The 23,493-nt window shown below is 72.7% G+C and carries 21 protein-coding genes; 11 read left to right on the top strand and 10 right to left on the bottom strand.

The genetic code is table 11. The features are described from left to right. Nucleotides 1-87 precede the first annotated feature (87 nt). Genes JAV76_RS00500 through JAV76_RS00490 form a run of 3 tightly spaced genes read left to right on the top strand, consistent with a single transcriptional unit; the run spans nt 88 to nt 5,740 of the window. Nucleotides 88-1,647 carry a DUF3375 domain-containing protein gene (locus tag JAV76_RS00500; protein WP_198732061.1) on the top strand — a complete coding sequence of 520 codons (1,560 nt, stop codon included), beginning with the start codon at nt 88-90 and terminating at the stop codon, nt 1,645-1,647. Beyond that, complete coding sequence (locus JAV76_RS00495) at nt 1,644-2,258, top strand: DUF4194 domain-containing protein (protein WP_198732060.1); 615 nt, start codon at nt 1,644-1,646, stop codon at nt 2,256-2,258. The genes JAV76_RS00500 and JAV76_RS00495 overlap by 4 nt, the downstream gene beginning before the upstream one ends. Beyond that, nucleotides 2,258-5,740, top strand: a complete 3,483-nt coding sequence (locus tag JAV76_RS00490) for an ATP-binding protein (RefSeq protein ID WP_198732059.1) — start codon at nt 2,258-2,260, stop codon at nt 5,738-5,740. Before JAV76_RS00495 ends, JAV76_RS00490 begins: the two co-directional genes overlap by 1 nt. A 97-nt stretch (nt 5,741-5,837) precedes the next feature. Here JAV76_RS00490 and JAV76_RS00485 read toward each other — a convergent pair whose 3' ends face one another. Further along, nucleotides 5,838-7,394 carry a LamG domain-containing protein gene (locus tag JAV76_RS00485; RefSeq protein WP_198732058.1) on the bottom strand — a complete coding sequence of 519 codons (1,557 nt, stop codon included), beginning with the start codon at nt 7,392-7,394 and terminating at the stop codon, nt 5,838-5,840. 227 nt (nt 7,395-7,621) lie between these two features. On the opposite strand from JAV76_RS00485, the gene JAV76_RS00480 reads away from it, so the two are divergent. Next, the gene (locus JAV76_RS00480) at nt 7,622-7,801 is read left to right on the top strand and encodes a hypothetical protein (RefSeq protein ID WP_198732057.1); all 180 of its coding nucleotides are present in this window, start codon (nt 7,622-7,624) and stop codon (nt 7,799-7,801) included. A 31-nt stretch (nt 7,802-7,832) separates the two neighbouring features. Here the strand turns inward: JAV76_RS00480 and JAV76_RS00475 are convergent, their stop codons facing one another. The 4 genes from JAV76_RS00475 to JAV76_RS00460 all read right to left on the bottom strand — a co-directional run bounded on the left by JAV76_RS00475 (nt 7,833) and on the right by JAV76_RS00460 (nt 10,689). Then, nucleotides 7,833-8,585 (bottom strand): AIM24 family protein, encoded by a 753-nt coding sequence (locus JAV76_RS00475; RefSeq protein ID WP_198732056.1) that lies wholly within the window; start codon nt 8,583-8,585, stop codon nt 7,833-7,835. An 11-nt stretch (nt 8,586-8,596) separates the two neighbouring features. Then, the gene (locus JAV76_RS00470; RefSeq protein WP_198732055.1) at nt 8,597-9,271 is read right to left on the bottom strand and encodes an AIM24 family protein; all 675 of its coding nucleotides are present in this window, start codon (nt 9,269-9,271) and stop codon (nt 8,597-8,599) included. 1 nt (nt 9,272) lies between these two features. Further along, the gene (locus JAV76_RS00465) at nt 9,273-9,896 is read right to left on the bottom strand and encodes an AIM24 family protein (protein WP_307843930.1); all 624 of its coding nucleotides are present in this window, start codon (nt 9,894-9,896) and stop codon (nt 9,273-9,275) included. A 106-nt stretch (nt 9,897-10,002) separates the two neighbouring features. Beyond that, a complete protein-coding gene (locus tag JAV76_RS00460; RefSeq protein WP_198732054.1) occupies nt 10,003-10,689 on the bottom strand; it encodes a biliverdin-producing heme oxygenase in 687 nt (228 codons plus the stop codon). A gap of 200 nt (nt 10,690-10,889) precedes the next feature. Here JAV76_RS00460 and JAV76_RS00455 point away from each other — a divergent pair, with 200 nt between their 5' ends. Continuing rightward, on the top strand, nt 10,890-11,567 hold the full coding sequence (locus JAV76_RS00455; protein ID WP_198732053.1) for a DUF2510 domain-containing protein: 678 nt from the start codon (nt 10,890-10,892) through the stop codon (nt 11,565-11,567). On the opposite strand, the gene JAV76_RS00450 is transcribed toward JAV76_RS00455, so the two are convergent. After that, nucleotides 11,558-12,043, bottom strand: a complete 486-nt coding sequence (locus JAV76_RS00450; protein WP_230401676.1) for a DoxX family protein — start codon at nt 12,041-12,043, stop codon at nt 11,558-11,560. The genes JAV76_RS00455 and JAV76_RS00450 overlap by 10 nt on opposite strands. A gap of 61 nt (nt 12,044-12,104) precedes the next feature. On the opposite strand from JAV76_RS00450, the gene JAV76_RS00445 reads away from it, so the two are divergent. Then, entirely contained in the window at nt 12,105-12,767 is a 663-nt protein-coding gene (locus JAV76_RS00445; RefSeq protein ID WP_198732052.1) for a DsbA family oxidoreductase, read from the top strand. A 78-nt stretch (nt 12,768-12,845) separates the two neighbouring features. Here JAV76_RS00445 and surE read toward each other — a convergent pair whose 3' ends face one another. After that, nucleotides 12,846-13,613 (bottom strand): 5'/3'-nucleotidase SurE, encoded by a 768-nt coding sequence (gene surE / locus JAV76_RS00440; RefSeq protein WP_198732051.1) that lies wholly within the window; start codon nt 13,611-13,613, stop codon nt 12,846-12,848. A gap of 43 nt (nt 13,614-13,656) precedes the next feature. Continuing rightward, nucleotides 13,657-14,592 (bottom strand): 1-phosphofructokinase family hexose kinase, encoded by a 936-nt coding sequence (locus JAV76_RS00435; protein ID WP_198732050.1) that lies wholly within the window; start codon nt 14,590-14,592, stop codon nt 13,657-13,659. Nucleotides 14,593-14,736: 144 nt separating this feature from the next. Between JAV76_RS00435 and JAV76_RS00430 the strand changes: the two genes are divergently transcribed. The 4 genes from JAV76_RS00430 to JAV76_RS00415 all read left to right on the top strand — a co-directional run bounded on the left by JAV76_RS00430 (nt 14,737) and on the right by JAV76_RS00415 (nt 19,529). Then, a complete protein-coding gene (locus tag JAV76_RS00430; RefSeq protein WP_198732049.1) occupies nt 14,737-16,059 on the top strand; it encodes an MFS transporter in 1,323 nt (440 codons plus the stop codon). A gap of 127 nt (nt 16,060-16,186) precedes the next feature. Next, nucleotides 16,187-18,130, top strand: a complete 1,944-nt coding sequence (locus JAV76_RS00425) for a sigma-70 family RNA polymerase sigma factor (protein ID WP_198732048.1) — start codon at nt 16,187-16,189, stop codon at nt 18,128-18,130. A 74-nt stretch (nt 18,131-18,204) separates the two neighbouring features. Next, a complete protein-coding gene (locus tag JAV76_RS00420) occupies nt 18,205-19,158 on the top strand; it encodes a hypothetical protein (protein WP_198732047.1) in 954 nt (317 codons plus the stop codon). After that, nucleotides 19,155-19,529, top strand: coding sequence for a GntR family transcriptional regulator (locus tag JAV76_RS00415; RefSeq protein WP_198732046.1), 375 nt, complete (start codon nt 19,155-19,157; stop codon nt 19,527-19,529). Before JAV76_RS00420 ends, JAV76_RS00415 begins: the two co-directional genes overlap by 4 nt. Here JAV76_RS00415 and JAV76_RS00410 read toward each other — a convergent pair. After that, complete coding sequence (locus tag JAV76_RS00410) at nt 19,459-20,742, bottom strand: APC family permease (protein ID WP_198732045.1); 1,284 nt, start codon at nt 20,740-20,742, stop codon at nt 19,459-19,461. The two genes, JAV76_RS00415 and JAV76_RS00410, sit on opposite strands and share 71 nt — an antisense overlap. Then, nucleotides 20,739-22,544, bottom strand: coding sequence for a SpoIIE family protein phosphatase (locus JAV76_RS00405; RefSeq protein WP_230401675.1), 1,806 nt, complete (start codon nt 22,542-22,544; stop codon nt 20,739-20,741). The genes JAV76_RS00410 and JAV76_RS00405 overlap by 4 nt, the downstream gene beginning before the upstream one ends. A 116-nt stretch (nt 22,545-22,660) precedes the next feature. Between JAV76_RS00405 and JAV76_RS00400 the strand changes: the two genes are divergently transcribed. Continuing rightward, nucleotides 22,661-23,473 (top strand): CPBP family intramembrane glutamic endopeptidase, encoded by an 813-nt coding sequence (locus tag JAV76_RS00400; RefSeq protein ID WP_198732044.1) that lies wholly within the window; start codon nt 22,661-22,663, stop codon nt 23,471-23,473. The last annotated feature ends 20 nt before the right edge of the window (nt 23,474-23,493 follow it).

The raw sequence follows: 23,493 nt of genomic DNA, 5'->3' as shown, positions 1-23,493 counted from the left end.
CGCGGACTTCGGTGCGTCCCCGCCCAGCGCGTACCCTGAGGACCGCCCCCGCCGGGGTGGCCCCGAGGACCGCGACGGAAGAGATCGATGAACCACGACGACGTCGAGGCGCTGCGCCGCGACAGCGCCGCCTGGCGGTTGCTCCGGGCCGACACCGCCCCCCTCGTGCTGAGCTTCCTGGGTCGCGTGTTCGTCGAGCAGAACGTGCGCTCCATCGCCGAGCCCGAGCTCGTCTCCCTCCTCGACGACGAGCTCTACGCGCTCGCCGAGCGCCGTGACCCGGCCGCGCCGCCCCTCTATCCCCGCACCCCCAAGGCGTACCTCGACTCGTGGTCGTCTCCGGACGCGGGCTGGCTCCGCAAGTACTACCGGCCCGGGTCCGACGAGGCGCACTACGACGCGACGCCCGCCGTGGAGAAGGCCGTCGGGTGGGTGGCCTCCCTGTCGTCGCGGGCGTTCGTCGGCACCGAGTCGCGCCTGGCGACCGTCTTCGACCTGCTCCGCCAGCTCGCGCGCGGCACCGAGTCGGACCCGGAGGCGCGCCTCGCGGAGCTCGAGGCGCGCCGCGCCGAGATCGACGCCGAGATCGCCCAGGTGCGCGACGGGCGGGTGGCCGTCCTCGACGACGCCGCGCAGCGCGACCGGTACCAGCAGCTCACGGCCATGGCCGCCGAGCTCCTGTCGGACTTCCGGGAGGTCGAGGCGAACTTCCGCGCCCTGGACCGGGACATGCGCGAGCGCATCACCGGGTGGGACGGCGCCAAGGGTGATCTCCTCGAGCAGGTGGTGGGGTCCCGGAACGCCATCACGGACTCCGACCAGGGGCGCAGCTTCCACGCGTTCTACGACTTCCTCCTCTCCCGGGAGCGGCAGGAGGAGTTCACGGAGCTCGTCACCAAGGTGCAGGGGCTCGACGCGCTCGGCGGCGGGGACAGGCGGCTGCGTCGCATCCACTACGACTGGCTCGACGCCGGCGAGCAGACCCAGGCGACGGTGCGGGTCCTGTCCGAGCAGCTGCGGCGGTTCCTCGACGACCAGGTGTGGGTGGAGAACCGACGGGTCATGGACATCCTGCGCAGCATCGAGTCGAACGCCCTCACCGTGCGCACCCTGTCGCCCGCGCGGGACGAGGTGCCGTTCACCGCGGAGATCGACGGGCTGGGGATCGACGTCGTGCTGCCCATGGAGCGGCCCCTGTTCCGGCCGCGCACCCACGAGCGCATCGACTCCGAGCACGTGGAACCCGGGGCCGTGGACTTCGACACGAGCATCCTCTTCGAGCAGGTCCACGTGGACCCCGAGCGCCTGTCCACCGGGGTGCGGCGTCGGCTGCAGCGCGACGGGCAGGTGTCGTTGCGCGACGTCGTCGCGGAGCACCCCCTGGAGCAGGGCCTCGCGGAGCTCGTCACCTACCTGTCGCTCGAGGCGCCCGACTTCGAGGTGGTCGTGGACGCCGAGCACCACGACGAGGTGACGTGGGCGTCGGGCGACGTGCAGCGCGTCGCCACCGTGCCCCGGGTGACCTTCGCCCGTGTGGGCGGACGCACCGCGGCGCCCCCGGGGGAGCCCACCGCCCCGGACCACCCCGCCGCCCCGCGCGGAACCAGCACCACAGGCACCACCAGCACCGACGAGGAGACCGTATGAGCCAGCCCACCCGCACGCCCCGTGCCGAGGCCCAGCTCTCCCACGTCGTGACGGCCCTCATGAAGGGCGTCGTGTACCGCGACACGCACGAGTCCCTGTGGCACGACCTCCTGCACCTCCAGGCGCAGGCCCGCGACTACGTGGCGACCATCGGGCTCACCGTGGTGGTCGACGACACGGAGGGCTACGCGTACCTCCAGGCGCTCCCCGACGACGACGAGGACAGGGAGGGCACCCTGCGCCTCGTCGCGAGGCGGGCGCTGCCCTTCGAGGTGAGCCTCCTCCTCGCGCTGCTGCGCAAGCGCCTCGCCCAGTTCGACTCCGAGGGTGGCGACACGCGGCTCGTGCTCGACCGCGACGAGATCGTCGACATGTTGCGCGTGTTCGTGCCGTCGGCGGCCAACGAGGCCCGGATCGTCGACCGCGTCGACGCCCACGTGCGACGTGCCGTGGAGCTCGGGTTCCTGCGGCAGGTGACGGGCGGGTCGTACGAGGTGAGGCGCGTCCTCAAGGCCTTCGTCGACGCGCAGTGGCTCTCCGAGCTCGACGCGCGCCTCGCGGAGTACGCCGCCGAGCTGGCGGCAGGGACGACGACAGGGACGGTCGAGTGATGCAGGGTCTGTTCAGCGCGGTCGAGCTCCACGACGCGGACGCCGACGTCGAGCAGCGCGCCGGGTTCCGCCTCGAGCGGCTCGAGGTCCTCAACTGGGGGACGTTCGACCGCCACACGTGGTCCTTCGAGCTCGAGGGACGCAACGCGCTCCTCACGGGCGACATCGGGTCGGGCAAGTCGACGATCGTCGACGCCGTCACGACGCTCCTGCTCCCGGCGCACCGCATCAGCTACAACAAGGCGGCCGGCGCGGAGGCGCGCGAGCGCACCCTGCGCTCCTACGTCGCCGGGTACTACAAGTCCGAGCGCGACGAGGCGACGGGCACGTCGCGCCCCGTGGGGCTGCGCGAGGGCAGCACGTACTCGGTGATCCTCGGCGAGTTCGCCAACCGTGGCTTCGACGCGCGGGGCGTCCTCGCTCAGGTGTTCTGGCTCAAGGACGGCGACCAGGGGCAGCCCAACCGCTTCTACGTCACGGCCACGTCGTCGATGTCCATCGCGGAGCACTTCGCCCGGTTCGACGGGGACGTCGCGCTGCTGCGACGACGCCTGCGGGAGTCGGGCGCGCAGGTGCGCGACACGTTCGCCGAGTACGGCAAGGACTTCCGGCGGATCCTCGGCATCGAGTCCGACCAGGCCATGGACCTGTTCCACCAGACGGTGTCCATGAAGTCCGTGGGCGACCTCAACGAGTTCGTCCGCGAGCACATGCTCGAGCCCTTCGACGCAGCCCGCTGGACGGACCGCCTCGTCGCGCACTTCGACGACCTCACCCGCGCCCACGACGCCGTGACCCGCGCCACCGCGCAGATCACGGCGCTCGCACCCATCGTCGCGGACTGCGACACCCACGCGGAGCTCGGCGCCCAGGCGGCCGCCGCGAGCGGGCAGCGTGACGCCCTGCGCGCCTACACCGCGCACCGCAAGGCCGAGGCGCTGGCCGTGCGCGTCGAGTCGCTCGAGGAGTCGGTGGCCGCCCGCGACGCCCGGCTCGCCGTCGTCGGCGACGAGATCTCCCGCCTCGACGACGAGCGCCGTCGCACCGAGCTCGAGCGCGCCGGGCACGGCGGGGACCGCCTCACCCACCTCGAGTCCGAGGTGCACCGCCTCGAGGGGGTGCGCGCGGAACGCGAGCGGCGCGCGACCGAGTACGCCGGGTACGTCCGGACGGCGGGCCTGGAGCCCGCCACGGACGTGGACGCCTTCGAGGACCGGCGACGGTCCGTGCGCATCGCGCTCGCGTCCGCCAGCGCTCGGCTCGGCGAGCACGAGACGGCCATCGGGGAGCTCGACTACGCCCTGCGGGGCGTGAAGGTCGAGAGCCGTGAGGTGGCGGACGAGATCGCGAGCCTCCGCGGTCGCACGACGAGCCTCCCGCTGCCGAGCCTCGCCCTGCGGGGCCGGCTCTGCGAGGACCTGGGCCTCGCGGAGTCCGAGCTCCCCTTCGCCGGGGAGCTCGTCGCGGTGCGCCCGGAGAACGAGGAGTGGGAGGGAGCGGCGGAACGCGTGCTGCGCGGCTTCGCGCTGTCCCTGCTGGTCCCCGGGGAGCACTACGCGGCCGTGTCGACGTGGATCGACGCGAACCACATCGGCCAGCGCCTCGTGTACCACCGCGTCCCCGCGGTGCTCAAGGGCGCCGTGGAGCGCACGGCGCGCGACAAGTGGCCCATGCTCTACGACATGCTGGAGATCAAGGAGTCGCCCTTCACGGAGTGGTTGGACCGGGAGCTGGCGCGGCGCGCCTCCTACGACTGCGTCGAGACCATGGCGGACTTCCAGCTCTCCACGCGGGCCATCACCCGCCAGGGGCAGATCAAGCACTCGACCTCGCACCACGAGAAGAACGACCGCGACCGGCTCGACGACCGCAGCCGGTACGTCCTCGGCTGGAGCAACACCGCGAAGGTCGACGCGCTCCTCGAGCGCGCCACCGCCGTCGACGCGCGGCTCACGCGCCTCGGGGAGCAGCGCGCCGCGCTCATCGCCGAGAAGGACGAGCTCGTGGACCGCGTGCACGCCCTGAACCGCCTCGAGATGTTCCGGGACTTCATGGAGCTCGACTGGCAGGCCGTCGTCAACGAGATCGCGGAGCGCACCGCCGAGAAGCGCCGCATCGAGTCGGACTCCACCGAGCTGGGGCACATCGCGGAACGGCTCGAGGAGATCGTGCACCGCACCGCGGACCTCACCGAGGAGCGGGACGCCCTCATCGGGCGCAACGGCGGTGAGCGGCACGCGCTCGCCGCCGCGAGGGCACAGCGAGACGCGTGCCTCGCGGTCCTCGCAGACCCGCGGAACGCCACCGCCCACGAGCACTTCGAGGCGATGGCCGTCCTCGTGGAGACGGCCCGGGCGCGCGCGGGGAGCGAGGGCGGCGGGGCCGGTGGCCCCGGCGGTGACGCGGAGGACCTGGCGTCGTTCGACGCGGCGGAGGCCGTCGTCCGCGCCGACCTCACGACGAGCGTGGAGGCGCTCCACCGGGAGCAGGCCCAGCTGGCGACGTCCATCGCACGGCAGATGACGGCCTTCAGCAACGAGTTCCCCGTGGAGACGTCCGAGGTGGACAACGACGTGCGGGCCGCGGGGGAGTACCGGGAGCTCCTCCACCGGCTGGAGCGCGACGACCTGCCGCGCTTCGAGGAGAAGTTCAAGGACTACCTCAACACGAACACCATCCGCGACATCGCCCACTTCAGCGCCGAGCTGCAGAAGCAGTCCGACCTCATCCGTGACCGCGTGGACGTCATCAACGACTCGTTGCGCGCCATCGACTACAACCCGGGCCGGTACATCCGCCTCGAGATCCAGAACACCCCGAACACGGAGGTGCGCGACTTCCGCAGCCAGCTGCGCGACTGCACGGGCGACACGCTCGACGCGGACGACGCGGAGCAGTACTCGGAGCAGCGGTTCCTGCGCGTCAAGGCCATCGTCGAGAGGTTCCGGGGGCGCGAGGGGCAGTCCGAGGCCGACCAGGCGTGGACGCGCCGCGTGACGGACGTCCGCAACTGGTTCGTGCTGTCGGCGTCCGAGCGTTCGCGGGCGGACGATGTGGAGCACGAGCACTACTCGGACTCGGGTGGGAAGTCGGGCGGGCAGAAGGAGAAGCTCGCGTACACGATCCTCGCCGCGTCCCTGGCGTACCAGTTCAAGCTCGACTGGGGTGCCGTGCGGTCCAAGGCGTTCCGGTTCGTCGTCATCGACGAGGCCTTCGGGCGCGGGTCGGACGAGTCCACGCGGTTCGCGCTGCAGCTGTTCAGGAACCTCGGGCTCCAGCTGCTCATCGTCACGCCCCTGCAGAAGATCCACGTCATCGAGCCGTTCATCTCCGCGGTGGGGTACGTCGACAACCCGACGGGGCGCGGCTCGCGCCTGCAGACCCTGACGATCGACCAGTACCGGGCCAAGCGGGCCGAGCACCTCGTCGGTGCTCTCGGCGCCTCGCTCGGCGGGTCTCCGGAGGCGTCCGACCTCGGGTGAGCCGTGCCGGTCCCGGCGTCGTCCGTGCGGGACTGACACACCAGAGGCCCCGCCGGCGGTCCGGCGGGCCTCTGGTGTGACAGTCGCTCTCCAGCGACTACCGGGCGGCGACCTTGAAGGGCACGCCGGGGCTGCTGTACGCCCACGCGTTCCACGACGAGTCGTTGAACACCATCGTCACGAGCTCGTAGTCGCCTGCGGGCAGGCCCGGCAGCGTGAGCGTCCTCGTGGTGGTCCCGGTGAGCGTGGCGCGCTCGACGAAGACCTGGCCGACCTTGACGCCGTTCCGGCGGACATCGACGTTGACGAGCTTGTTGGTCTGCGGGCCCGCGGGCGCCGTGATCCTGACCTGCGCCGGGGTGGTCTTGCCCGCGACCGCCCTGCCCTGGACGGTGACCGACGATCCCCAGGCGTTGGGCGCGGCAGCGGGCGCAGGCACCTTCAGGGGCGTCCCGGGGCTGCTGTACGCCCAGGAGTTCCACGAGGAGTTGTCGAACACCATGGTGACGAGCTCGTAGTCCCCGGCGGGAAGTGCCGGAAGCGTGAGGGTCCTGGTCGTGGTGCCGGTGAGGTCCACGCCCTCGACGAACGCCTGGCCGACCTTGGTGCCGTTCTTGCGGACGTCGACGTTGACGAGCTTGTTGGTCTGCGGGCCCGCGGGCGCCGTGATCTTGACGGACACGGAGGTGGTCCTACCGGCCACGGGGGCTGCCGTCGCCGTGGCCGTGGAGGACCACCCAGTCACGGGCGCGGGGGCCGGAACGGGAGCAGGAGCAGGAGAGGGCGCAGGAGCCGGCGCTGGGGCCGGAGTCACGGGCACGGGGGCGGTCGAGCCGCGGGGCGTGAAGGAGAAGTCCTTGAGGACCGCCGTCTCGGGCTTCATGATGCTCGGGTTGCCGCCTCCGCTCCCGATCGCCCAGAGGTTGAAGTGGATCGCCTCGTTGGCCGGCTTGGGGACGGTGGGGCCGTCGAGCACGGTCCGCTTGAGGAGCGCGCCGCCCGCGCCCTCGCCCGCGAACGTCTCGAAGGTGATCTTCCCCGGCTCCCACACCATCCGGTGCGTGAGGTTCGCGGTGTTCGTCACCGGGAAGTTGACCACGTTGCTGCCCACGCCGGGCGCCTTCGTGTCGTCGTGCCAGTAGCCGTGGCCCTGCAGGATCGGCCACGGGTTCGCTGCCGGGCCACCTCCCCAGGCGGACGTCTCGCAGAGGTCGATCTCGGTGTGGCCGGGCGCCGCGGCGGGGTCGTACGTGAAGAGGCAGCCCCACACGGTCTCGTCCTGCATCGCGGAGAGGTCCTTCTCCACGGTCGTCTGGTACGTGCCGTAGCCCCAGCCGCGCTTCGTGGAGATCATCTCGGACGCCACGGGGGCGTTCCCCGTCGGGTTGGTCAGCGAGAGCTTCACGTGACCGTTGGCGTCCGGGTCGGACACGTTGGCAGCGCTGAACTGGCCGTTGAAGTGCGGCCCGCCCCCGTAGCTGCGCTTCTGCCAGTTGTAGCCCTTCCAGGAGAAGTCGCCGGCGGGGCCGGGGTCCACGGCGGCGGTGGCCATCGGCGCCGTGTCGACGGGCGCCGCGAGAGCCGGCGCGGCCCCCATCGACATCAGGAGCAGTCCGGTGGCCGTCCCGGCGGCCAGGAACTTGGGAATCTTCATGGTCGATCCTTCATCATCGAGGGGGCAAACGTGATGGAGGGCACATGTCCGGCCCTCCAGGCGATGCTAACCGGCGTCGGGGTGCTGCGGCGTCGTAGTGTGCCTCATCCCGCGCCCCTCCGCCCGGCTCCGCGGTGGACACCCCTCCCCATGGGCTTCTCCTGACCAGTCGGTAGGATCTGCCGCAGAGGGTGAGGAGCCCAGGTAGAGCGGGGAGCGAGAAGCTGATGTCTGACAGTGACGAGGAGCGTTGCCCGGGCGACGACGAGCTCGAGGCCGCGCGGCAGCGCCTCATCCGACGGATCGTCGCGCTGGGAGGTCGGGCACCGGGGAACCGGCGTCCGCGTCGGCTCACGACCGCGCCCGGCCCCGCCGGTCGCCCCGAGCTGACGCAGCCCCAGGCCTAGACCGCTCGACGATGCAGGTCCACGGAACCCGTCAGTAGCCGTCCTGCGTGAGACGGGCCCCGATGGAGCGGTGCAGCTGCTGGAGCGACGCCTGGCTCAGCGGCTGGGTCTCCGACTCGATGTGGCGCAGGAGGTGCGCGTCGTCGATGACCTTCTCCGACGACTGGATGAGCACCGTGCCCGCACCGGTGAAGTCGAACTGGCGCTCCTCGCCGGACGCCATCCCGAAGAACCCGGCGGCGGCGCTGAGGAAGTTGTGCATCCACCCGGCGTCGAAGTGGTGCGACGGCGACGGGCAGTCGGCCCAGCCCACGAGAGCCTGCGGGTCGATGCGCAGGGGCGGCTCGGCGAACATCACCTGGCCGTTGGACGACGCGAGGAACTTCCCGGTGCCCAGGAGCGTGACGAAGCCGGGCACGATCGACTGCTTGAGGGCGAGGCCGGGCTCGAACGCCAGGAGATTCGACGCACGGATGGTGAGGTTCGCGTCGTCGAGGTCGTAGGAGTTGATGTTGAACCCGCGGTCCCCGAGGATCAGCTTCCCGTGCCCCTGGGCGATCACCCAGTCGTTCGCGTACAGGGGTGAGGAGAACTGCGAGGCGACGAGCCCGGTGAGGCTGGTGCGGCTCAGCGGCTCGAACTGGACGGTCCCGTAGTAGGCGATCATCGCGCCCTTGGACGTGAACCACGGGGTGCCCGCGAGCTCGATGCTGAACGCGTAGTCGTTGTCGGGGACGTTGTCGTTCGACGGGAGGGATGCGGGGGTGTGGATCTGGATGCTCATGGTGGCCCTCCTCAGAACTTCTTCTCGGACGCCTGGACCCACACGGTGCCCTGGCCGGACATCTTCAGCTGGGTGGCCTCACCGGAGCCGCGCCCGACGACGTCGCGGAACCCGACGCTCGCGGAGAGGTCCACGGTGATGTTCCCCAGGTGCCCCACATAGGCCTGCGGGTCGACGACGACCTCGCCGCCGTACCCGCCGACCTGCAGGGGGAAGCACCCGCCGTGGGAGAGGACGGCGACGGTGCCCTGACCGCTGACCTGCGTGGTGAACATCCCCTGGCCGGTCATGGCACCCCGCACGGCGCCGCGGATGCCGCCCTGGGAGGTGAGGGGCACGATCGAGGTCTGGACGTGACCCTCGTAGGCGAGGAGACGGTCGGCCTCCACGGTGAGCATCGACGACCCGTCGAGGGGGATGATCTCCACGTAGAGGCCCTCGAGGCCGTAGAAGACCTCTCCCGCGCCCTGGGCGACCATGAGGGCCACGTGCTCGCCCTGCATCATGCGTCCCGCCATCCCGGCGACGCCGCTGAACCCGGGCATGCCGCCGCCACCGCCCATCGAGTGCGGGGTGAAGGTCACGTCGCCCTTGTAGTAGAGCATCGAGCCCTTGCGGGCCGTGACCGTCTGGCCGTGCTGGACGCCCACCTTGAGGACCTTGCTGTTCACGAGCTCCATGGTCATGTCAGCGCTCCTCTGGCTGGATGTACACGACGCCCTGGCCGTCGAACCGCAGCGAGAAGGCCTCGCCGTTGCCGCCGCCGAGGGCGGACCGCCAGGTGACGTCCGTGACGAACGACTGGTTGAGCGCTCCGCGGAACGCCACGAAGGCGTCGGGGTCCGCGACGAGCGGGTACTGGGGGGTGACCTCGAGGGCGATGAGCGGCCCGCCGGCCGACAGGAGCGCCACGTGACCGGTGCCGCTCACCGTGGTGGTGAACAGACCCTGCCCGGACGTCGCGCCGCGAAGCCCGGAGAACTTCACGTCGGTCCGCAGGTCCCCGGCGAGCGCGAGGAGCTGGGACGCCTCGACGTTCATGACGTCGTTGGTGAGCTCGACGATGGTGATGTCCTGGGCGTCGACCGCGAGGTACACGGTGCCGGTGCCGGACATCTCCATGAGCGAGATGGACTCGCCGGTGACCTTGCGCTTGAGTGCGGCCTTGAAGCCGTCGCCGCCGCCCATCCCGGCGCTCTTGAAGGCGACCTTGCCCTCGTACGCGACCATCGACCCGGTGATCGCCCGGACGGTGTCCCCCGTCAGGTCGGCCACCAGGACCCGATGGCCTTGCATCCTCAGCTGAGCCACGGACGTCCTCCTGTTCTGGTGGGGCGGGTGGTCCGCCCGGGGTGATCCTGCCAGAGACGGGCGCCCGCGTGGTGGAGAGTTCTCCCCATCGCCCGGCAGCCCGCCCTCAGGGGTCCTGCGGGGTGGGGAGGTGGACCTCGGCGAGCTCGCGGAAGAGGTCGGTGTTGAGCCGGAACGCGGTGCGGGCCTCGTCGGCGACGCGCTCCCGCTCGTCGGTGTCGAGGGGCAGGGCGTCGAGGCGCCTGCGGTACTCGTCCTTGAAGAGCTTGGGCTTGGCGATGCCGGGGAACGTGTAGAAGTTCACGGCCTCGTCGGGGACACGGTAGGTGCGCTGGAGGATCGCCTTGACGGCGAGCCCGCCCGAGAGGTCCCCGAGGTAGCGGGTGTAGGCGTGGGCCGCGTACCCGCCCACCCAGGTGCCCGCGACGTCGCGGAGGCGGGCCGCGTAGCGCTCGGTGGCCGGGAGGGTGCGGACCTCGTCGCGCCACGAGGGGCCGACGAGCGTCGTGAGGTCCGCCTCGAGCGCCCTGACGCGGGGGAGCTCGCCGAAGACGAGGCGCGCCCCGTGGCGGTCCGCCCGGAGGAAGGGCTCCGCGGCCTCGAGGGCCGAGTAGATGGCGTGGTGCTGTGCCGCGAGGTCGGCGTAGGCGGCGACGTCGAGGTCGCCGGCCATGAGGGACCCGATGAACGACGTGCCCTCGGCCTCCTCGTGCTGGGTGCGGGTCGCGGTCCGCAGGTGCACGGAGAGCGGCTCGCCCTCGAGGGCGCTCCCCTCGAGGGTCGGTGCGGTCATGGCGCCACGCTAACCGACGCCGGGACCGACGGGCGTCCCCCGCGTGGGGCCGGGGGACATCTGGGGACAGACCGCACCGCGGGGGCGCGGCGGCTTGCGCGCGTGTGCGCCGAGGGATGAGGATTCGTGGCGAACCCGCCGATGGATCCAGCACGCGTGCGTGCTGCGCGTCGCGCACCGAACGTCACAGGAGCATGACCATGAGCGCCCCCGCCGGCTGGTACCCCGACCCTCAGCAGCCCCAGCAGCTGCGGTACTTCGACGGGGCAGCGTGGACCGTCCACACCCAGCCCGCGCCGGGTGCCGCACCGGCCCAGGACGCGTCGGGCGGGCAGGCCCAGGGGGCCGGCGCGGGGTACGGCCAGGCCGGGTATGCGGCCCAGGGCGGCTACGCGAAGCAGCCGCACCAGTCCGCGTCCTATGCCGCCCACCACGGCGCCTACGGTGCAGGCGCACAGCAGCAGCAGGAGCCGGAGCAGCCCCAGGGTGGTGTGGGCCTGTTCATCGTGGGTGGGCTCGTCGCCATCGCCGTCGTCGTGGGGATCGGGATCTGGGCGGGTGCGGGCGAGCCCGCCGAGGGGGCCGTCGCGGAGGACGTTGCCGACCTCTTCGACGAGGGGTACGGCTGCGAGGAGCTCGTCGAGGACTTCGTGTACGTCTTCGCGGACGACCCCGACGAGAGCCGGCTGGTCGCGGTCGAGGGCGTGGAGCTCGTGGAGGACAACCTGTCGACGGTCGAGCGGCCGACCGGTTCCGCGGAGCCCGCGGTGATCATCGAGTGCCGTGGTGAGGGCGAGTGGGCCGACGGCACGACGCAGAGCGTCGACCTCGTCGCGACGCTCGACGCCGCGGGCGAGGTGTACCTCCGCTACCGGTAGAGCTGGCCGCGCAGCGCGCGACGGTCACGCCACGCACCGGTCGACCACAGCGCCCAGAGGACGAGGAGCGGCTGGAACGCGAGGCGGGTCGCCCGTGCGGCGTCCGTATCGAGACCGAAGCCGTCGGTGCGCGTCACGTACTGGGAGATGTTCCCGGGGAAGATCGCCACGAAGAAGGCGGCCACGACCCAGCCGACCGCCACGCGGCGGCCGGGGAGCAGGAGCAGCGCTCCACCGAGGCTCACCTCCACGATGCCCGACACGATCACCACGGTGTCGCCGTCGACGGGCACCCACGGCGGGACCTGCGCGAGGAACTCCTCGCGGCTCCACGTGAGGTGGCTGATCCCGGCGAAGAGCAGGAACGCCCCGAGGGCGAGCCTGCCCACCGTGCGCCGCGTGGACGTCCTGGGGAGAGGTCCGTCGGCAGGTGGTGCGTCGGGCGGCTGGGCCTGAGGGTGGGCGTCGTGAGGCATCTCCAGAGTATGGCCCCGGGCCACCGGGAATGGCGCGCCGACCAGCGGGGTTGGCACGCGTATGAACGCTCTCAAGGTCGACGTCTGGTCCGACATCGCGTGCCCCTGGTGCTACATCGGCAAGCGCCGCCTCGAGGAGGCCGCGGCGACGTTCCGTGAGCGCACCGGGACGGACGTCGAGGTCGAGTACCACTCGTTCGAGCTCTCCCCGGACACGCCCGTGGACTTCGCCGGGTCCACCGTCGACTTCCTCGCCCACCACAAGGGCATGCCGCGCGACCAGGTGGCCACGATGCTCGAGCAGGTCACCGGCATCGCCCGGTCCGTGGGCCTCGACTACGACTTCGACGCCCTGCACCACACGAAGACCCTCAAGGGGCACGAGCTGCTCCACCACGCCAAGGCGCACGGCCTCCAGGGCGAGATGAAGGAGAGGCTGCTGCGCGCCTACTTCACCGAGGGCCGGCACGTGGGTGACCTCGACACGCTCGTGGAGCTCGCCGCCGAGGTGGGGCTCGACGCGGAGGACACCCGCGAGGCCCTCGAGAGCGGCCGGCACGCCGAGGACGTGGCCGTCGACATCGCGCAGGCCCGCGCATACGGGATCCAGGGCGTGCCGTTCTTCGTGGTGGACAGCCGGTACGGGGTGAGCGGCGCGCAGGAGCCCGCCGTCCTCCTTGACGTCCTCGAGCGCGCGACGACCGAGCGAGCCGTCGATGCGTGAGGCCGCCCCCGCCCCGGCGCCCCTGACGATGCTGGGCGCCGACGCGCCCGTCTGCGTCGACGGGGTGTGCGACGTCCCTCAGTCCCCGGGCAGCGCCGCGTCCGCGTCGAACCAGGGGGAGCGGAGCATCGTCACCGTCGCCCATCCCTCGGTGAGCAGCTGGGCGTCCGACCCGGGCTCGTCCGGCGCGGTGCTGTCACCGAACACCGGGGTCAGCCGCCCGCCGTCCGCCTCGTAGACGCGGCCACGGACCGCGCCGAACGACGCGAGGGGCGCCCTGCGCACCCCGCGGAGCTCCTCGGCGGGCACGTCGGGGACGTTGACGTTGACGACCCCGGGCCGCCACTCCTCGTCCCCGGTGAGGCGCGGCAGGACCCAGTCGACCACCCGGGCCGTGACCTGCGACGCCGTCGCCCAGTGCTGCGGGTCGTCGGCGTCCAGGGACACCGCGACGCCCGGGATGCCGTGGGTCATCGCCGACAGGGCGGCACCCACGGTCCCGGAGTGGAGCACCGCGTTCCCGACGTTCGCCCCCCGGTTGACCCCGGACAGCACGAGGTCGGGGGCGGGACCGAACGCCCCGTTGGCCCCGACGAACGTGATGAGGGCCGGCGCCGCCTGCACCGCGAACGACGGGATCCCGTCGGCGAGCCCGGGCGGCGTCCGCTCCTCGTAGAGCAGCTCGTCGCCCGTCGCCTCGTAGCCGATGAGCGACGCGCTGGCGCCCGACGCCTCCCGCGCGGGCGCGGCGACGACCACCTCGAACCCTGCCGCCGCCGCGACCTCCGCGAGGACCGTCAGTCCCCGTGAGTCGATGCCGTCGTCGTTGGTGATGAGTGCACGCATGGTTCTCCGTCCGTCGTCCCTGTCCGTACCGTCTCGGTCGTCGTCAGTCCCGTGGGGTCACCGTCACGTGCCCCGCGAGACGGTCGACGTCGTCCCCGCCGCCCGTGCCGAGCCCGTGCCGCGTCGCGTTGAGCACGCCCGCCGCCGCCCCCAGGCGCAGCGCGTCCTCCAGGGCGTCGCCGCGGGCGAGGCCCACGCTGATGCCCGCCGTCATGGAGTCGCCCGCGCCGCGGTGGTCCGCCGGCGACACGTCGGGGACGGACACCTCCACCACGCGGTCGCCCGTGACCGCGAGCGACGGCTCGTCGGCCCGGGACACCATGACGACCGCCGCACCGCGGCGCAGCAGCCCCCGTGCGCCCTCGACGAGCTCCTCGACCTCCGTGCCCGATGCGAAGCCGCCCTCGGCCAGCTCGGAGTGGCTCATCTTGAGGATCGTCCCCTCGACGTCCGCCACGGCCGCCGCCTGGTCGCCCGAGAGGTCCGACACCACCGTGATCCCCGCAGCCCGCGCGTCACCGGCGATGCGCCCCAGGAACGACGCCGGGACCAGGCCCGCGTCGTCGCCGGTGAGGACCAGGACGTCGGCCTCGAGCGCCTCGACGAGGGTCGCGCTGTACAGGTCGTCCAGCTCGTGGCGGTCCAGGGTGACGGGCCGCACCGACGCCAGCTCGTCACGGTCGCCCTCCCGGCGGTCGTGGACGTACGCGCCCGTGCCCCTGCCCGGGGTCGCGCGCACCACGATGCCCTCCTCACGGACCAGGTGCTCCACGAGCGCCCCGTTCTCCCCGCCGAACGGCCCGCACAGCACCACGTCGACGCCGAGCGAGTGCGCCATCCGCGCCAACCACGGCCCCTGCCCGCCCGCATGGACGTGGACCTCCGTGTCACCGGGGCGGCTCGCCGCCTCGATCGTCACGGTGAGCAGCGGCATGAGCGCGAGGACGCACACCCGCGGGCGTCGAGTCGGGGTTCCCATGCCCACCGAGCGTAGACGGACGAGGCCAGGGTCACATCCGGGACGACGGCCGCCCCGGGCACGTCGAGCCGCGCCCGCGCCCCGTCCCTGGGACGATGGCAGCATGCGCCACGAGCGACCGACACGCACCACCCAGGACCGCTGGTGACACCCACCGACACGTCGCCCGGGCCCCTCGGCCGCGCCCTCCTCGTCTGGGGGACGGCCATCGTCGCGTACGTCGTCGCCGTCGTGCACCGCACGTCCCTGGGTGTCGCCGGCCTCGACGCCGTCGACCGGTTCGACGTCACCGCAGCAGTGCTCTCCACGTTCACCGTCGTCCAGATCGCGGTGTACGCCTCCGCCCAGATCCCCGTCGGCGTGCTCCTCGACCGTCTCGGCCCCCGCCGCCTCGTCGCCGGGGGAGCTGCCCTCATGGCCGCCGGGCAGCTCGGCATGGCGCTCGCGGACACGGTGCCCCTCGCGCTCGCCGCGCGCGTCCTCATCGGCGCCGGGGACGCCACGACGTTCGTGTCGCTCCTGCGCCTGGTGCCGTCGTGGTTCGCGCCGCGGCGGGTGCCCGTCGTCACCCAGCTCACGGGGCTCCTCGGGCAGCTCGGGCAGATCGTGTCGGCCGTGCCCTTCGTGGTGCTCCTCCACGGCACCACGTGGACCACGGCCTTCGTGGTCCTCGCTTGCGCCGGTGGCGTGGTCTCGGTCCTCGTGTGGGCCGTGGTGCGCGACAGCCCGGGCGCCACGCCCGCCGTCCCGTCCCCGTCGCCCGGGCCGCCCGGCAAGGGCCAGCTCCGGGCCGCCGCCCGGACGCACGGCACGTGGCTCGGGTTCTTCTCCCACATGATCGCCGCCTACGGCCTCAACGCGTTCGTGCTCCTGTGGGGTTACCCGTTCCTCGTCCTCGGGCAGGGCGTCACGCCCGGCACCGCCGGGGCGCTGCTGTCCCTGAGCGTCGTCGTGGGCATCGTCGCCGGTCCCGTCCTGGGTGAGCTCACCGCCCGTCACCCGTTGCGCCGCTCGTGGCTGGTGCTCGGCATCTCCGTGATCGGTGCGCTGGGCTGGATCATGGTCCTCGTCCCGTCGACGCCGCGCCCCCTGTGGGTCCTCGTGCTCTTCGTGGCGGCCCTGGCGATCGGCGGCCCGGGGTCCATGATCGGTTTCGACTTCGTGCGGACCTCCAACCCGCCCGAGCGCCTCGGGGCCGCCACCGGGCTCGCGAACATGGGGGCCTTCGTGGGGGCGCTCGTGACGATCTTCGCGATCGGGCTCGTCCTCGACGCCGTGCGCCCCTCGGGCGAGTACACCCTCGACGACTTCCGGGTCGCCATGTCCGTGGTCGCCGTCCCCTGGGTGGTGGCGTGCGTCGGGCTCCTGGTGTCCCGGCGCGGCGTCCGCCGGGACCTCGCCGAGCAGGGGATCGTCGTGCCGCCCGTCGCCGAGGCGTGGCGGGCCTGGCGGTCGCGCGAGCGCTGACCCGGCGTCGCCTCCCGCCGTCCGGTGTCGCGCATTCCTGTTATCCGCCCGCACCTGCGCCGTCTCCCTGTGCGTGACCGGTCCGTGCCGGCACGTACGATCCTCGACGACACAGGAGGTCCGAGCGATGGTGTTCTCGACCGATACGGCGACCGTGGTGGCGGCCCGCGCCGGTGACCCCGAGGCGGTCGACCGGCTTGTCGCCGTGAGCCTGCCCCTCGTCTACTCCATCGTGGGCCGAGCCCTGCGCGGGCACGCGGACGTCGACGACGTCGTGCAGGACACGATGCTCCGGGTGCTGCGCGGCCTCGGTGACCTGCGCGAGCCCGCGTCGTTCCGGGCGTGGCTCGCCGCGATCACCGTCCGTCAGGTGCGCGAGCGCTCGCGCACCCGCGCCACGGCGCCGCAGGCCCTCCCCGTGGACGAGGTGCAGGACCCCGCTGCGGACTTCGCCGACGTCACCGTCGCGCGCCTCGAGCTCACGGGCCAGCGCCGCGAGGTCGCGGAGGCCACCCGGTGGCTCGACGACGAGACCCGCGAGCTCCTCTCCCTGTGGTGGCTCGAGACCTCCGGGCACCTCACGCGCGACGACCTCGTGCGCGCCACGGGCGTGAGCCGCGCGCACACCGCCGTGCGTGTCCAACGCATGAAGAAGCGTCTCGACGAGGCGCGCACCGTCGTGCGGGTCCTCGGCGCCTCGTCCTCGTGCGGCGGGCTCGACGACCTCACGGCCCGCTGGGACGGGCGGCCCGACGCGCTGCTGCGCAAGCGCGTGGTGCGGCACGTGCGCGGCTGCCGGGACTGCGGCTCCGCAGGGTCGGGTCTGGTGCCCGCAGAGCGCCTCCTCGCGGGTCTCGCGCTCGTGCCCGTCCCGCTCGCGCTCGGGGACGAGATCCTCGTCGACGCACTCGGCGGCACCGCCCCCGCCGACGGTGTGTCGTGGGCGAGCGTCCTCGCCGGGCCCGACGGCGCCACCAGGACGGTGGGCATGCAGGGCCTGCCGGGCACGGGAACCGCAGCAGGTGTCTCGACGACGACCAAGGCGCTCGTCGCGGCCGTCACCGTGGCCGTCGTCGCCGGGGGCGGGACGGCGGTCGCCGTGCAGCGTGCGGAGCCGCCCGCGCCCATGACCACCGCGGCGCAGGACGCCTCGACGTCACCGGCGCCCTCCCTGGACGCGACCGAGGCTCCCGCCCCCACCGGCGTTCCGAAGCCTGCACCGACCGAGGCGCCGGAGACACCGGAGGCTCCCGAGGTGGTCCCCGTCCCGGAGGCCGAACAACCCCCCGCGCCTCCCGTGGAGGCCGCCCCCGCACCCGCGCCCGCGCCCGCCGCGTCGTCGGCCAAGAAGGGCGTCGCCACGTGGGAGTGGTCCGGGGTCACCGGTGCCCTCGACGACGTCGGCGCCTCCTGGTACTACAACTGGTCTCCCTCGGACGACACCATGCCCGCCCCGCCCGGCGCGGAGTTCGTCCCCATGATCTGGGGGCGTGACGCCGTCACCGACGAGACCCTCGCGAAGGCCGCGTCCGAGGGCGAGGTGCTCCTCGGGTTCAACGAGCCCGACCTCGCCGAGCAGTCCGGCATGAGCGTCGAGGAGGCGCTCGCGGCGTGGCCGCGGCTCGAGGCGACCGGCCTGCGGCTGGGCAGCCCCGCGATGGCGTGGGGCGCGGACACCCCGGGCGGGTGGCTCGACCGGTTCATGACCGGTGCGCAGGAGCAGGGGATGCGCGTCGACTTCATCACCCTCCACTGGTACGGCTCCGACTTCTCGCCCGCCGCGGTGGACCAGTTCCTCGGGTACGTCGACGCCGTGCACGCCCGCTACGGCCTGCCCGTGTGGGTCACCGAGTACGGGCTCATGGGCTTCGGCGCCGAGCGCACGTACCCCACGGGCCCGCAGCTCACCACGTTCATCGAGGGCACCACTGCGGGCATGGAGCAGCGCCCGTTCGTCGAGCGCTACGCCTGGTTCGGGCTGCCCGCCGTCGACGACTCCGTCCCGTACGGGTTGTACACCGACCCGACGACGCCCACCGAGGCGGGCCGCGCGTACCGCGACGCGGGCTGACATCGGCGAGCGGCGCGTTCTGCCCGCGGGGCCTATTGACCTCCTCTTCGCAATCCCCCTATTGTTCATTGATCATGATCAATAGGGGAGGCAACGTGTGGTTCGACGGTGGGAACGTGTGCGTCAGCGTCACGGCGGGGTCCATATGCGTCACGTGGACGACGGCGGTGATCTATCTCGGGTCGGTCGTCCTGGTCCTGGCAGGTGTCCTGGCCGTGCTGCTCTGGGACGCCCGTCGGACCCCGACGGCGTCCCAGGCGGCCACGAGGGCCAACCGGCACACGACCTTGGCCTCTGTCGTGGGGGCGGCCGTGATGGCTGCGGTCCTGCTGTGGTTGATCGGGGGTGCGGTGCTCGGTGTCGTGCCCTGGCGGGACGGAAGGGTCCTGGCCCTGTTGCCCATCCTCGGCGCAGTCTCGCTGCTGGTCGCGCAGGCGGTCGGTCAGCTGACGTGGCCCCGGCCGTCGGGCGTCGTCCGTGAGGCGGAACTGACCCGACGCGGAGCTGCCGACGTCGCTCCGGCCTGGCCGCGCCGGCTCGTGCTCCTGTGGGCCGGGGCAGGGGTGCTGCTGCTCGTGATCTTCGCGATGGTCGCTGATGGTCCTCGGACCATGATCAGGTCGGTCGGCCTGGACACGCAGGAGATCGGTCCCTATCCGGGGTCGTACTACGGGGTGCTCCTCGGGACGGCGATCATCGTGACGGTCGTCGCGACCGAGCTGGTGCTGCGTCTGATCGCCCTGCGTCCTGCGGTCGTCGGGGTCTCCGCCGAGTGGGACCTGCACCTGCGACGCCGCTCCGCGGGACACGTTGCTCGAGGCGTGCAGCTGGCGCTCGCGCTCACGGTGGCTGGCGTCCTGCACGTGGCGGGGACGGTCCATCAGTCGCTGGGCCAGCAGCGCCTCGGCTCCGGGCTCGTGGTCCTGGCGGTCACCGTCCTGCTGGCGGGCCTGATCGTCACCATCACCCCGCTGTTCGGACGACGGCGTGACCGGCCCTCCCCGCTCGCCGTGGCGGTCCCGTCGTGAGGATCGCCGTCGACCTGGACTCCAGCACCCCGCACTACGAGCAGATCCGCGCGCAGATCGGTGCGCTGATCACCGCAGGCGCGCTGAGCGAGGGTGACCGACTGCCCACCGTGCGTACCTTGGCCGCCGACCTCGGCATCGCGGGAGGCACCGTCGCGCGGGCTTACCGTGAGCTCGAGGCCGCAGGGCTCGTCAGCACCCGTCGTCGCCTCGGCACCGTCGTGACCGCACCGACGCGCCCGGCCGGCCGGTCGCACGAGGTCGCGCGTCAGCTCGTCGCCACGGCGCGCTCCGAGGGCATCAGCGACGCCGAGGTCCTGGACCTCGTCCGGTCCGCTCTCCTGGCGCCCGACCCCGCGATCCCCGGGTGATGACGAGCCGGTAGACGACGCCCGTCGCGACGAGCACCACGCCGCCGACCACGGAGGCCACGGGCAGCGTGGCGACGAGCGTGACGCACCCGACGGCACCGACCACCCCGAGCGCGCGGGGGAAGAGCCGGTTCTCGGGCGCCTGGGTGAGTGCGGAGAGGTTCGCGACGAGGTAGTAGAGCAGGACCCCGAAGGAGGAGAACCCGATGGCCTCGCGGAGGTCGGCGACGAGGACGAGGGCGACGGCGGCGAGGGCCACGGCGACCTCGGCACGGTGCGGGACCCCGAACCGCGGGTGCACGGCGGCCAGCGGGCGGGGCAGGTCGCCCTCGCGGGCCATCGCGAGGGCGGTCCGCCCGATCCCGGCGAGCAGCGCCAGCAGGGCGCCGAGGGACGCGGCGGCCGCGCCGACGGCGAGCACCGGGACGGCCCAGCCCCATCCGCGCGCGGTGGCCACGTCGGCCAAGGGGGCGACGGAGCCGCCCAGCGCGTCGACGCCGAGGGTGCGCAGTGCGGCGAGGAGCACGACGACGTAGAGCACCAGGGTGAGGCCGAGGGCGACGAGGACGGCGCGCGGGATGGTCCGTCGCGGGTCGCGGACCTCCTCGCCGAGCGTCGCGACACGCGCGTACCCCGCGAACGCGAAGAACAGCAGCCCCGCGGCCTGGAGGACCCCGTACCAGGACGTGCCGGAGGTCCCGAAGGTCTCGACCCCGGAGGTCGCCCCCGTGAGGCCCGCCGCGACCGCGACGGCGAGGGCAGCGAGGACGACCACGAGGATCACCCGGGCGGTCCGCGCCGTCCGGGTGATGCCCCGCAGGTTCACGGCACCGAGCGCGACAACGGCGAGCGCGGCGGCCGGGCGCTGCCAGTCCGCGGGGACGGTGTACGCGGCGAACGTGAGGGCCATGGCGGCGCAGCTCGCGGTCTTGCCGACGACGAAGCACCACCCGGCGACGAACCCGGGCCACGGCCCCAGCTGTGCGCGCCCGTATGCGTACGTCCCCCCGGAGGTGGGGTGCTGTGCGGCGAGCTGGGCGGTGGAGCAGGCGTTGCACAGGGCGACGACGGCGGCGACGGCGAGGGCGACGAGGATCCCGGCGCCGGCGGAGGCCGTCGCGGGGCCGAGGACGGCGAAGACACCGGCACCGAGCATGGACGACAGACCGATGACGACGGCGTCGGGCGTCCCCAGGGAGCGGCGGAGCGTCATGGGGCGGTGGGGTCGTCGGGGACGTCGTCGGGGACGTCGTCGGGCACCGCGTTGGGGCCCGCCTCCGGTGGACGTGGGCCGTCCTGAGGGTGGAGGCGCACGGCGACGATGGCGATGTCGTCCTGCCGGTTGGGGGGGAGCATCCGGAGGAGGACCTCGTCGCAGAGGTCCTCGAGCTCCAGCTCGGCGACGCTCTCCAGCGCGGTGACGAGCGCCGCCTGGCCGAGGGCGAGGGACCGGTCGCGGCGCTCCACGAGGCCGTCCGTGTAGAAGAGGACGGTGGACCCGGCCTCGAGGATCGCCGTGGACTCGGTGCGCGGCGCGGCGGACGTGATGCCGAGGAGGAGGTTCGTCCGTTCAGCGGTGAGTGCCTCCACCTTCCCGTCGGCGCGCACGACCATGGGCGGTGGGTGGCCGGCGTTGGACCAGCGGACGGTCCGTTCGCTGCGTGGTTCCTGCTCCGCGGACTGCTCGATGCGCGCGACGACGGTGGTGGCCACCACCTCAGACCGGAGGGTCTCGAGGGTGAGGTCGACCTCGCGGAGGAGCTCGGCCGGTCCGGCGCCGGTGGCCACGGCGATGCCGCGGAGCATGGACCGGATCTCGCCCATCTTCGCGGCGGCGGCGATGTCGTGCCCGACGACGTCCCCGATGACGAGGACGGTGTCACCGCTGCGCTGCAGGAACGCGTCGTACCAGTCGCCGCCCACCTGGGCGGCCTCCGTCGCGGGGACGTACCGCACGGAGATCTGCAGGTGGTCGGGCTGGACCGGTGCCGTGAGCAGGGACCTCTGCAGGCCCTCGGCGAGCCTGCGCTGCTGCCGGTAGAGGCGCATGTTGTCGAGGGCCAGCCCGGCGCGGGCCGCGACGTCCTGCGCGAGGGCGAGGTCGTCGTCGGGCAGCGGCCCGCGGTCGGGGCCGTTGAAGAGGGTGATGAGCCCCGTGGGTCGCCCCCTGCCCTCGAGGGCGAGGACGGTGGCGGTGTCGGGGGCGAGCTCGGTGATGAGGTCCCGTGCCTCGCCGGGCCGCAGGACGGCCCGGATCGAGTCGGTGGCGTTGCCGGGGACGCGGGTCACCCCACCACGGCGGAGGGTGCGCATGACGAAGGAGTCGTCGGTGAGGGCCGCGACCCGCAGGGACGCGTAGCGCTCGACGAGCGGTCGGGCCGACGCGTCGTGGTGCGCGGTCCCGATGTCCCTGAGGCGGCGCGGGTTGCCGTCGGGGTGGTCCTCGACGAGCGTCACGACGCACCAGTCGGCGAGCGTGGGGACGAGGACGTCGGCGAGGCGGTCGAGGGCCTGCGTGGCGTCGAGCGTGCCGGAGAGGCAGGTGCCGACCTCGGAGAGCAACGCGTCACGGCGGGCGTGGCGTTCGGCGGCCAGCTCCGTGCGGCGGCGTGCGGTGATGTCCTGGAAGTACACGCCGAGCCCGTCGGGGCCGGGCCACGCGTGCACGTCGTACGTCATGTCCAGCGGTTCCGGGTAGTGCGCCTCGAAGCTCACGGGCTGGCCGGTGCGCACCGCGCGGCGGTAGTAGGTCTCGAAGTCGGAGCCGACGGCCTCCGGGAACAGGTCCCACACGACCCCCCCGACGAGGTCGTCGCGCGAGGAGGCCAGGAGGCGTTCCCCGGCGGCGTTGACGTACGTGAAGCGCCACGACGCGTCGAGGGTGAAGTACGCGGTGGGCATCGCCTCGAGCTGGGGCACCGCTGTGCGGGTGCCGTCCTCGTCCGGCGGGGTGGTGCCCGGTGCGGGCTGCGGTCCGAGAACGTCCCTCGCGCGGTCCGTGGGAGAGGCGACCATGGTGTTCCTTGCTCTCGTGCCGCGCGCGTCGGCGACGATGTGGAGTGTAGAAGATCCGCGGCCGTGCACAAAGACGCCGCCGCGACGTCCGGCCCGCCCCACGGCATGCTTGGGGCGTGGACACGACACCTGACCTGCACCGTCCCTCGATCCGGCTGCTGCTGCCGGCGGTCGGCGTCTCCGCGTCGGCCGTCCTCCTCTTCGGGGTGCACCTGCGGCCCCACGGGTACGTGGTCCTGCTGCTCAGCCTGCTGGGTGCTTACCTCGTCGACCGCGGCCTGTGTCGTGACCTGTCGCTCATCGGGCTCGGCATCGTGATCGTGAGCACCACCTCGATGGAGGCCGACGTGTCGTGGCCGAGGTTCGTGGCGATCGGGACGGCGCTGACGCTCGCCGTCCTCGTCCCTTTCCTCGTGGACCGGTTCGTGTTCCGCAGGAAGGCGATCCGCTTCCCGTGGCGCACCGGCGAGCGGTGGCCCAGGAGCGAGAAGGTGTACCTCGTGGCCGTCCCGCTCCTCGGATGGGCGATCCTGCCGTTCTACTTCATCCGGTCCGGGGCGTACGAGAACTGGCCGACGCTCACCGAGAGCGACGAGCTCGCCCGGTTCTTCGTGGGTGTCAACGCCGTGGGCACGTGGGACGAGCTGTTCTTCATCTGCATCTGCTTCACGCTGCTGCTGCGGCACTTCCCGGCGTGGCAGGCGAACCTCCTGCAGGCCACGATCTTCGTGTCGTTCCTCTGGGAGCTCGGCTACCGCGAGTGGGGGCCCGCGCTCACCATCCCGTTCGCGCTGCTCCAGGGCCTGATCTTCACGCGCACCCGGTCCCTCACGCTCGTGCTCATCGTCCACCTGCTGTTCGACGCGATCGTCTTCATGGCGATCGTCCACGCGAACGTCCCGGAGCTGTTCGCGATCTTCGTCTACTGACGTCGCCCGGGCACGGTCAT

Origin of the sequence: Sanguibacter suaedae, assembly GCF_016342785.1 — a bacterium.
Taxonomy (GTDB): Bacteria; Actinomycetota; Actinomycetes; order Actinomycetales; family Cellulomonadaceae; genus Sanguibacter; species Sanguibacter suaedae.
This window is presented reverse-complemented; position numbering and strand designations above follow the sequence as displayed.

Bases quoted from the DNA above. Each gene is read 5' to 3' on its own strand.
- JAV76_RS00500 (WP_198732061.1), top strand. From the start codon at position 88: ATGAACCACGACGACGTCGAGGCGCTGCGCCGCGACAGCGCCGCCTGG.
- JAV76_RS00495 (WP_198732060.1), top strand. From the start codon at position 1,644: ATGAGCCAGCCCACCCGCACGCCCCGTGCCGAGGCCCAGCTCTCCCAC.
- JAV76_RS00490 (WP_198732059.1), top strand. From the start codon at position 2,258: ATGCAGGGTCTGTTCAGCGCGGTCGAGCTCCACGACGCGGACGCCGAC.
- JAV76_RS00485 (WP_198732058.1), bottom strand. From the start codon at position 7,394: ATGAAGATTCCCAAGTTCCTGGCCGCCGGGACGGCCACCGGACTGCTC.
- JAV76_RS00480 (WP_198732057.1), top strand. From the start codon at position 7,622: ATGTCTGACAGTGACGAGGAGCGTTGCCCGGGCGACGACGAGCTCGAG.
- JAV76_RS00475 (WP_198732056.1), bottom strand. From the start codon at position 8,585: ATGAGCATCCAGATCCACACCCCCGCATCCCTCCCGTCGAACGACAAC.
- JAV76_RS00470 (WP_198732055.1), bottom strand. From the start codon at position 9,271: ATGACCATGGAGCTCGTGAACAGCAAGGTCCTCAAGGTGGGCGTCCAG.
- JAV76_RS00460 (WP_198732054.1), bottom strand. From the start codon at position 10,689: ATGACCGCACCGACCCTCGAGGGGAGCGCCCTCGAGGGCGAGCCGCTC.
- JAV76_RS00455 (WP_198732053.1), top strand. From the start codon at position 10,890: ATGAGCGCCCCCGCCGGCTGGTACCCCGACCCTCAGCAGCCCCAGCAG.
- JAV76_RS00450 (WP_230401676.1), bottom strand. From the start codon at position 12,043: ATGCCTCACGACGCCCACCCTCAGGCCCAGCCGCCCGACGCACCACCT.
- JAV76_RS00445 (WP_198732052.1), top strand. From the start codon at position 12,105: ATGAACGCTCTCAAGGTCGACGTCTGGTCCGACATCGCGTGCCCCTGG.
- surE (WP_198732051.1), bottom strand. From the start codon at position 13,613: ATGCGTGCACTCATCACCAACGACGACGGCATCGACTCACGGGGACTG.
- JAV76_RS00435 (WP_198732050.1), bottom strand. From the start codon at position 14,592: ATGGGAACCCCGACTCGACGCCCGCGGGTGTGCGTCCTCGCGCTCATG.
- JAV76_RS00425 (WP_198732048.1), top strand. From the start codon at position 16,187: ATGGTGTTCTCGACCGATACGGCGACCGTGGTGGCGGCCCGCGCCGGT.
- JAV76_RS00420 (WP_198732047.1), top strand. From the start codon at position 18,205: ATGATCAATAGGGGAGGCAACGTGTGGTTCGACGGTGGGAACGTGTGC.
- JAV76_RS00410 (WP_198732045.1), bottom strand. From the start codon at position 20,742: ATGACGCTCCGCCGCTCCCTGGGGACGCCCGACGCCGTCGTCATCGGT.
- JAV76_RS00405 (WP_230401675.1), bottom strand. From the start codon at position 22,544: ATGGTCGCCTCTCCCACGGACCGCGCGAGGGACGTTCTCGGACCGCAG.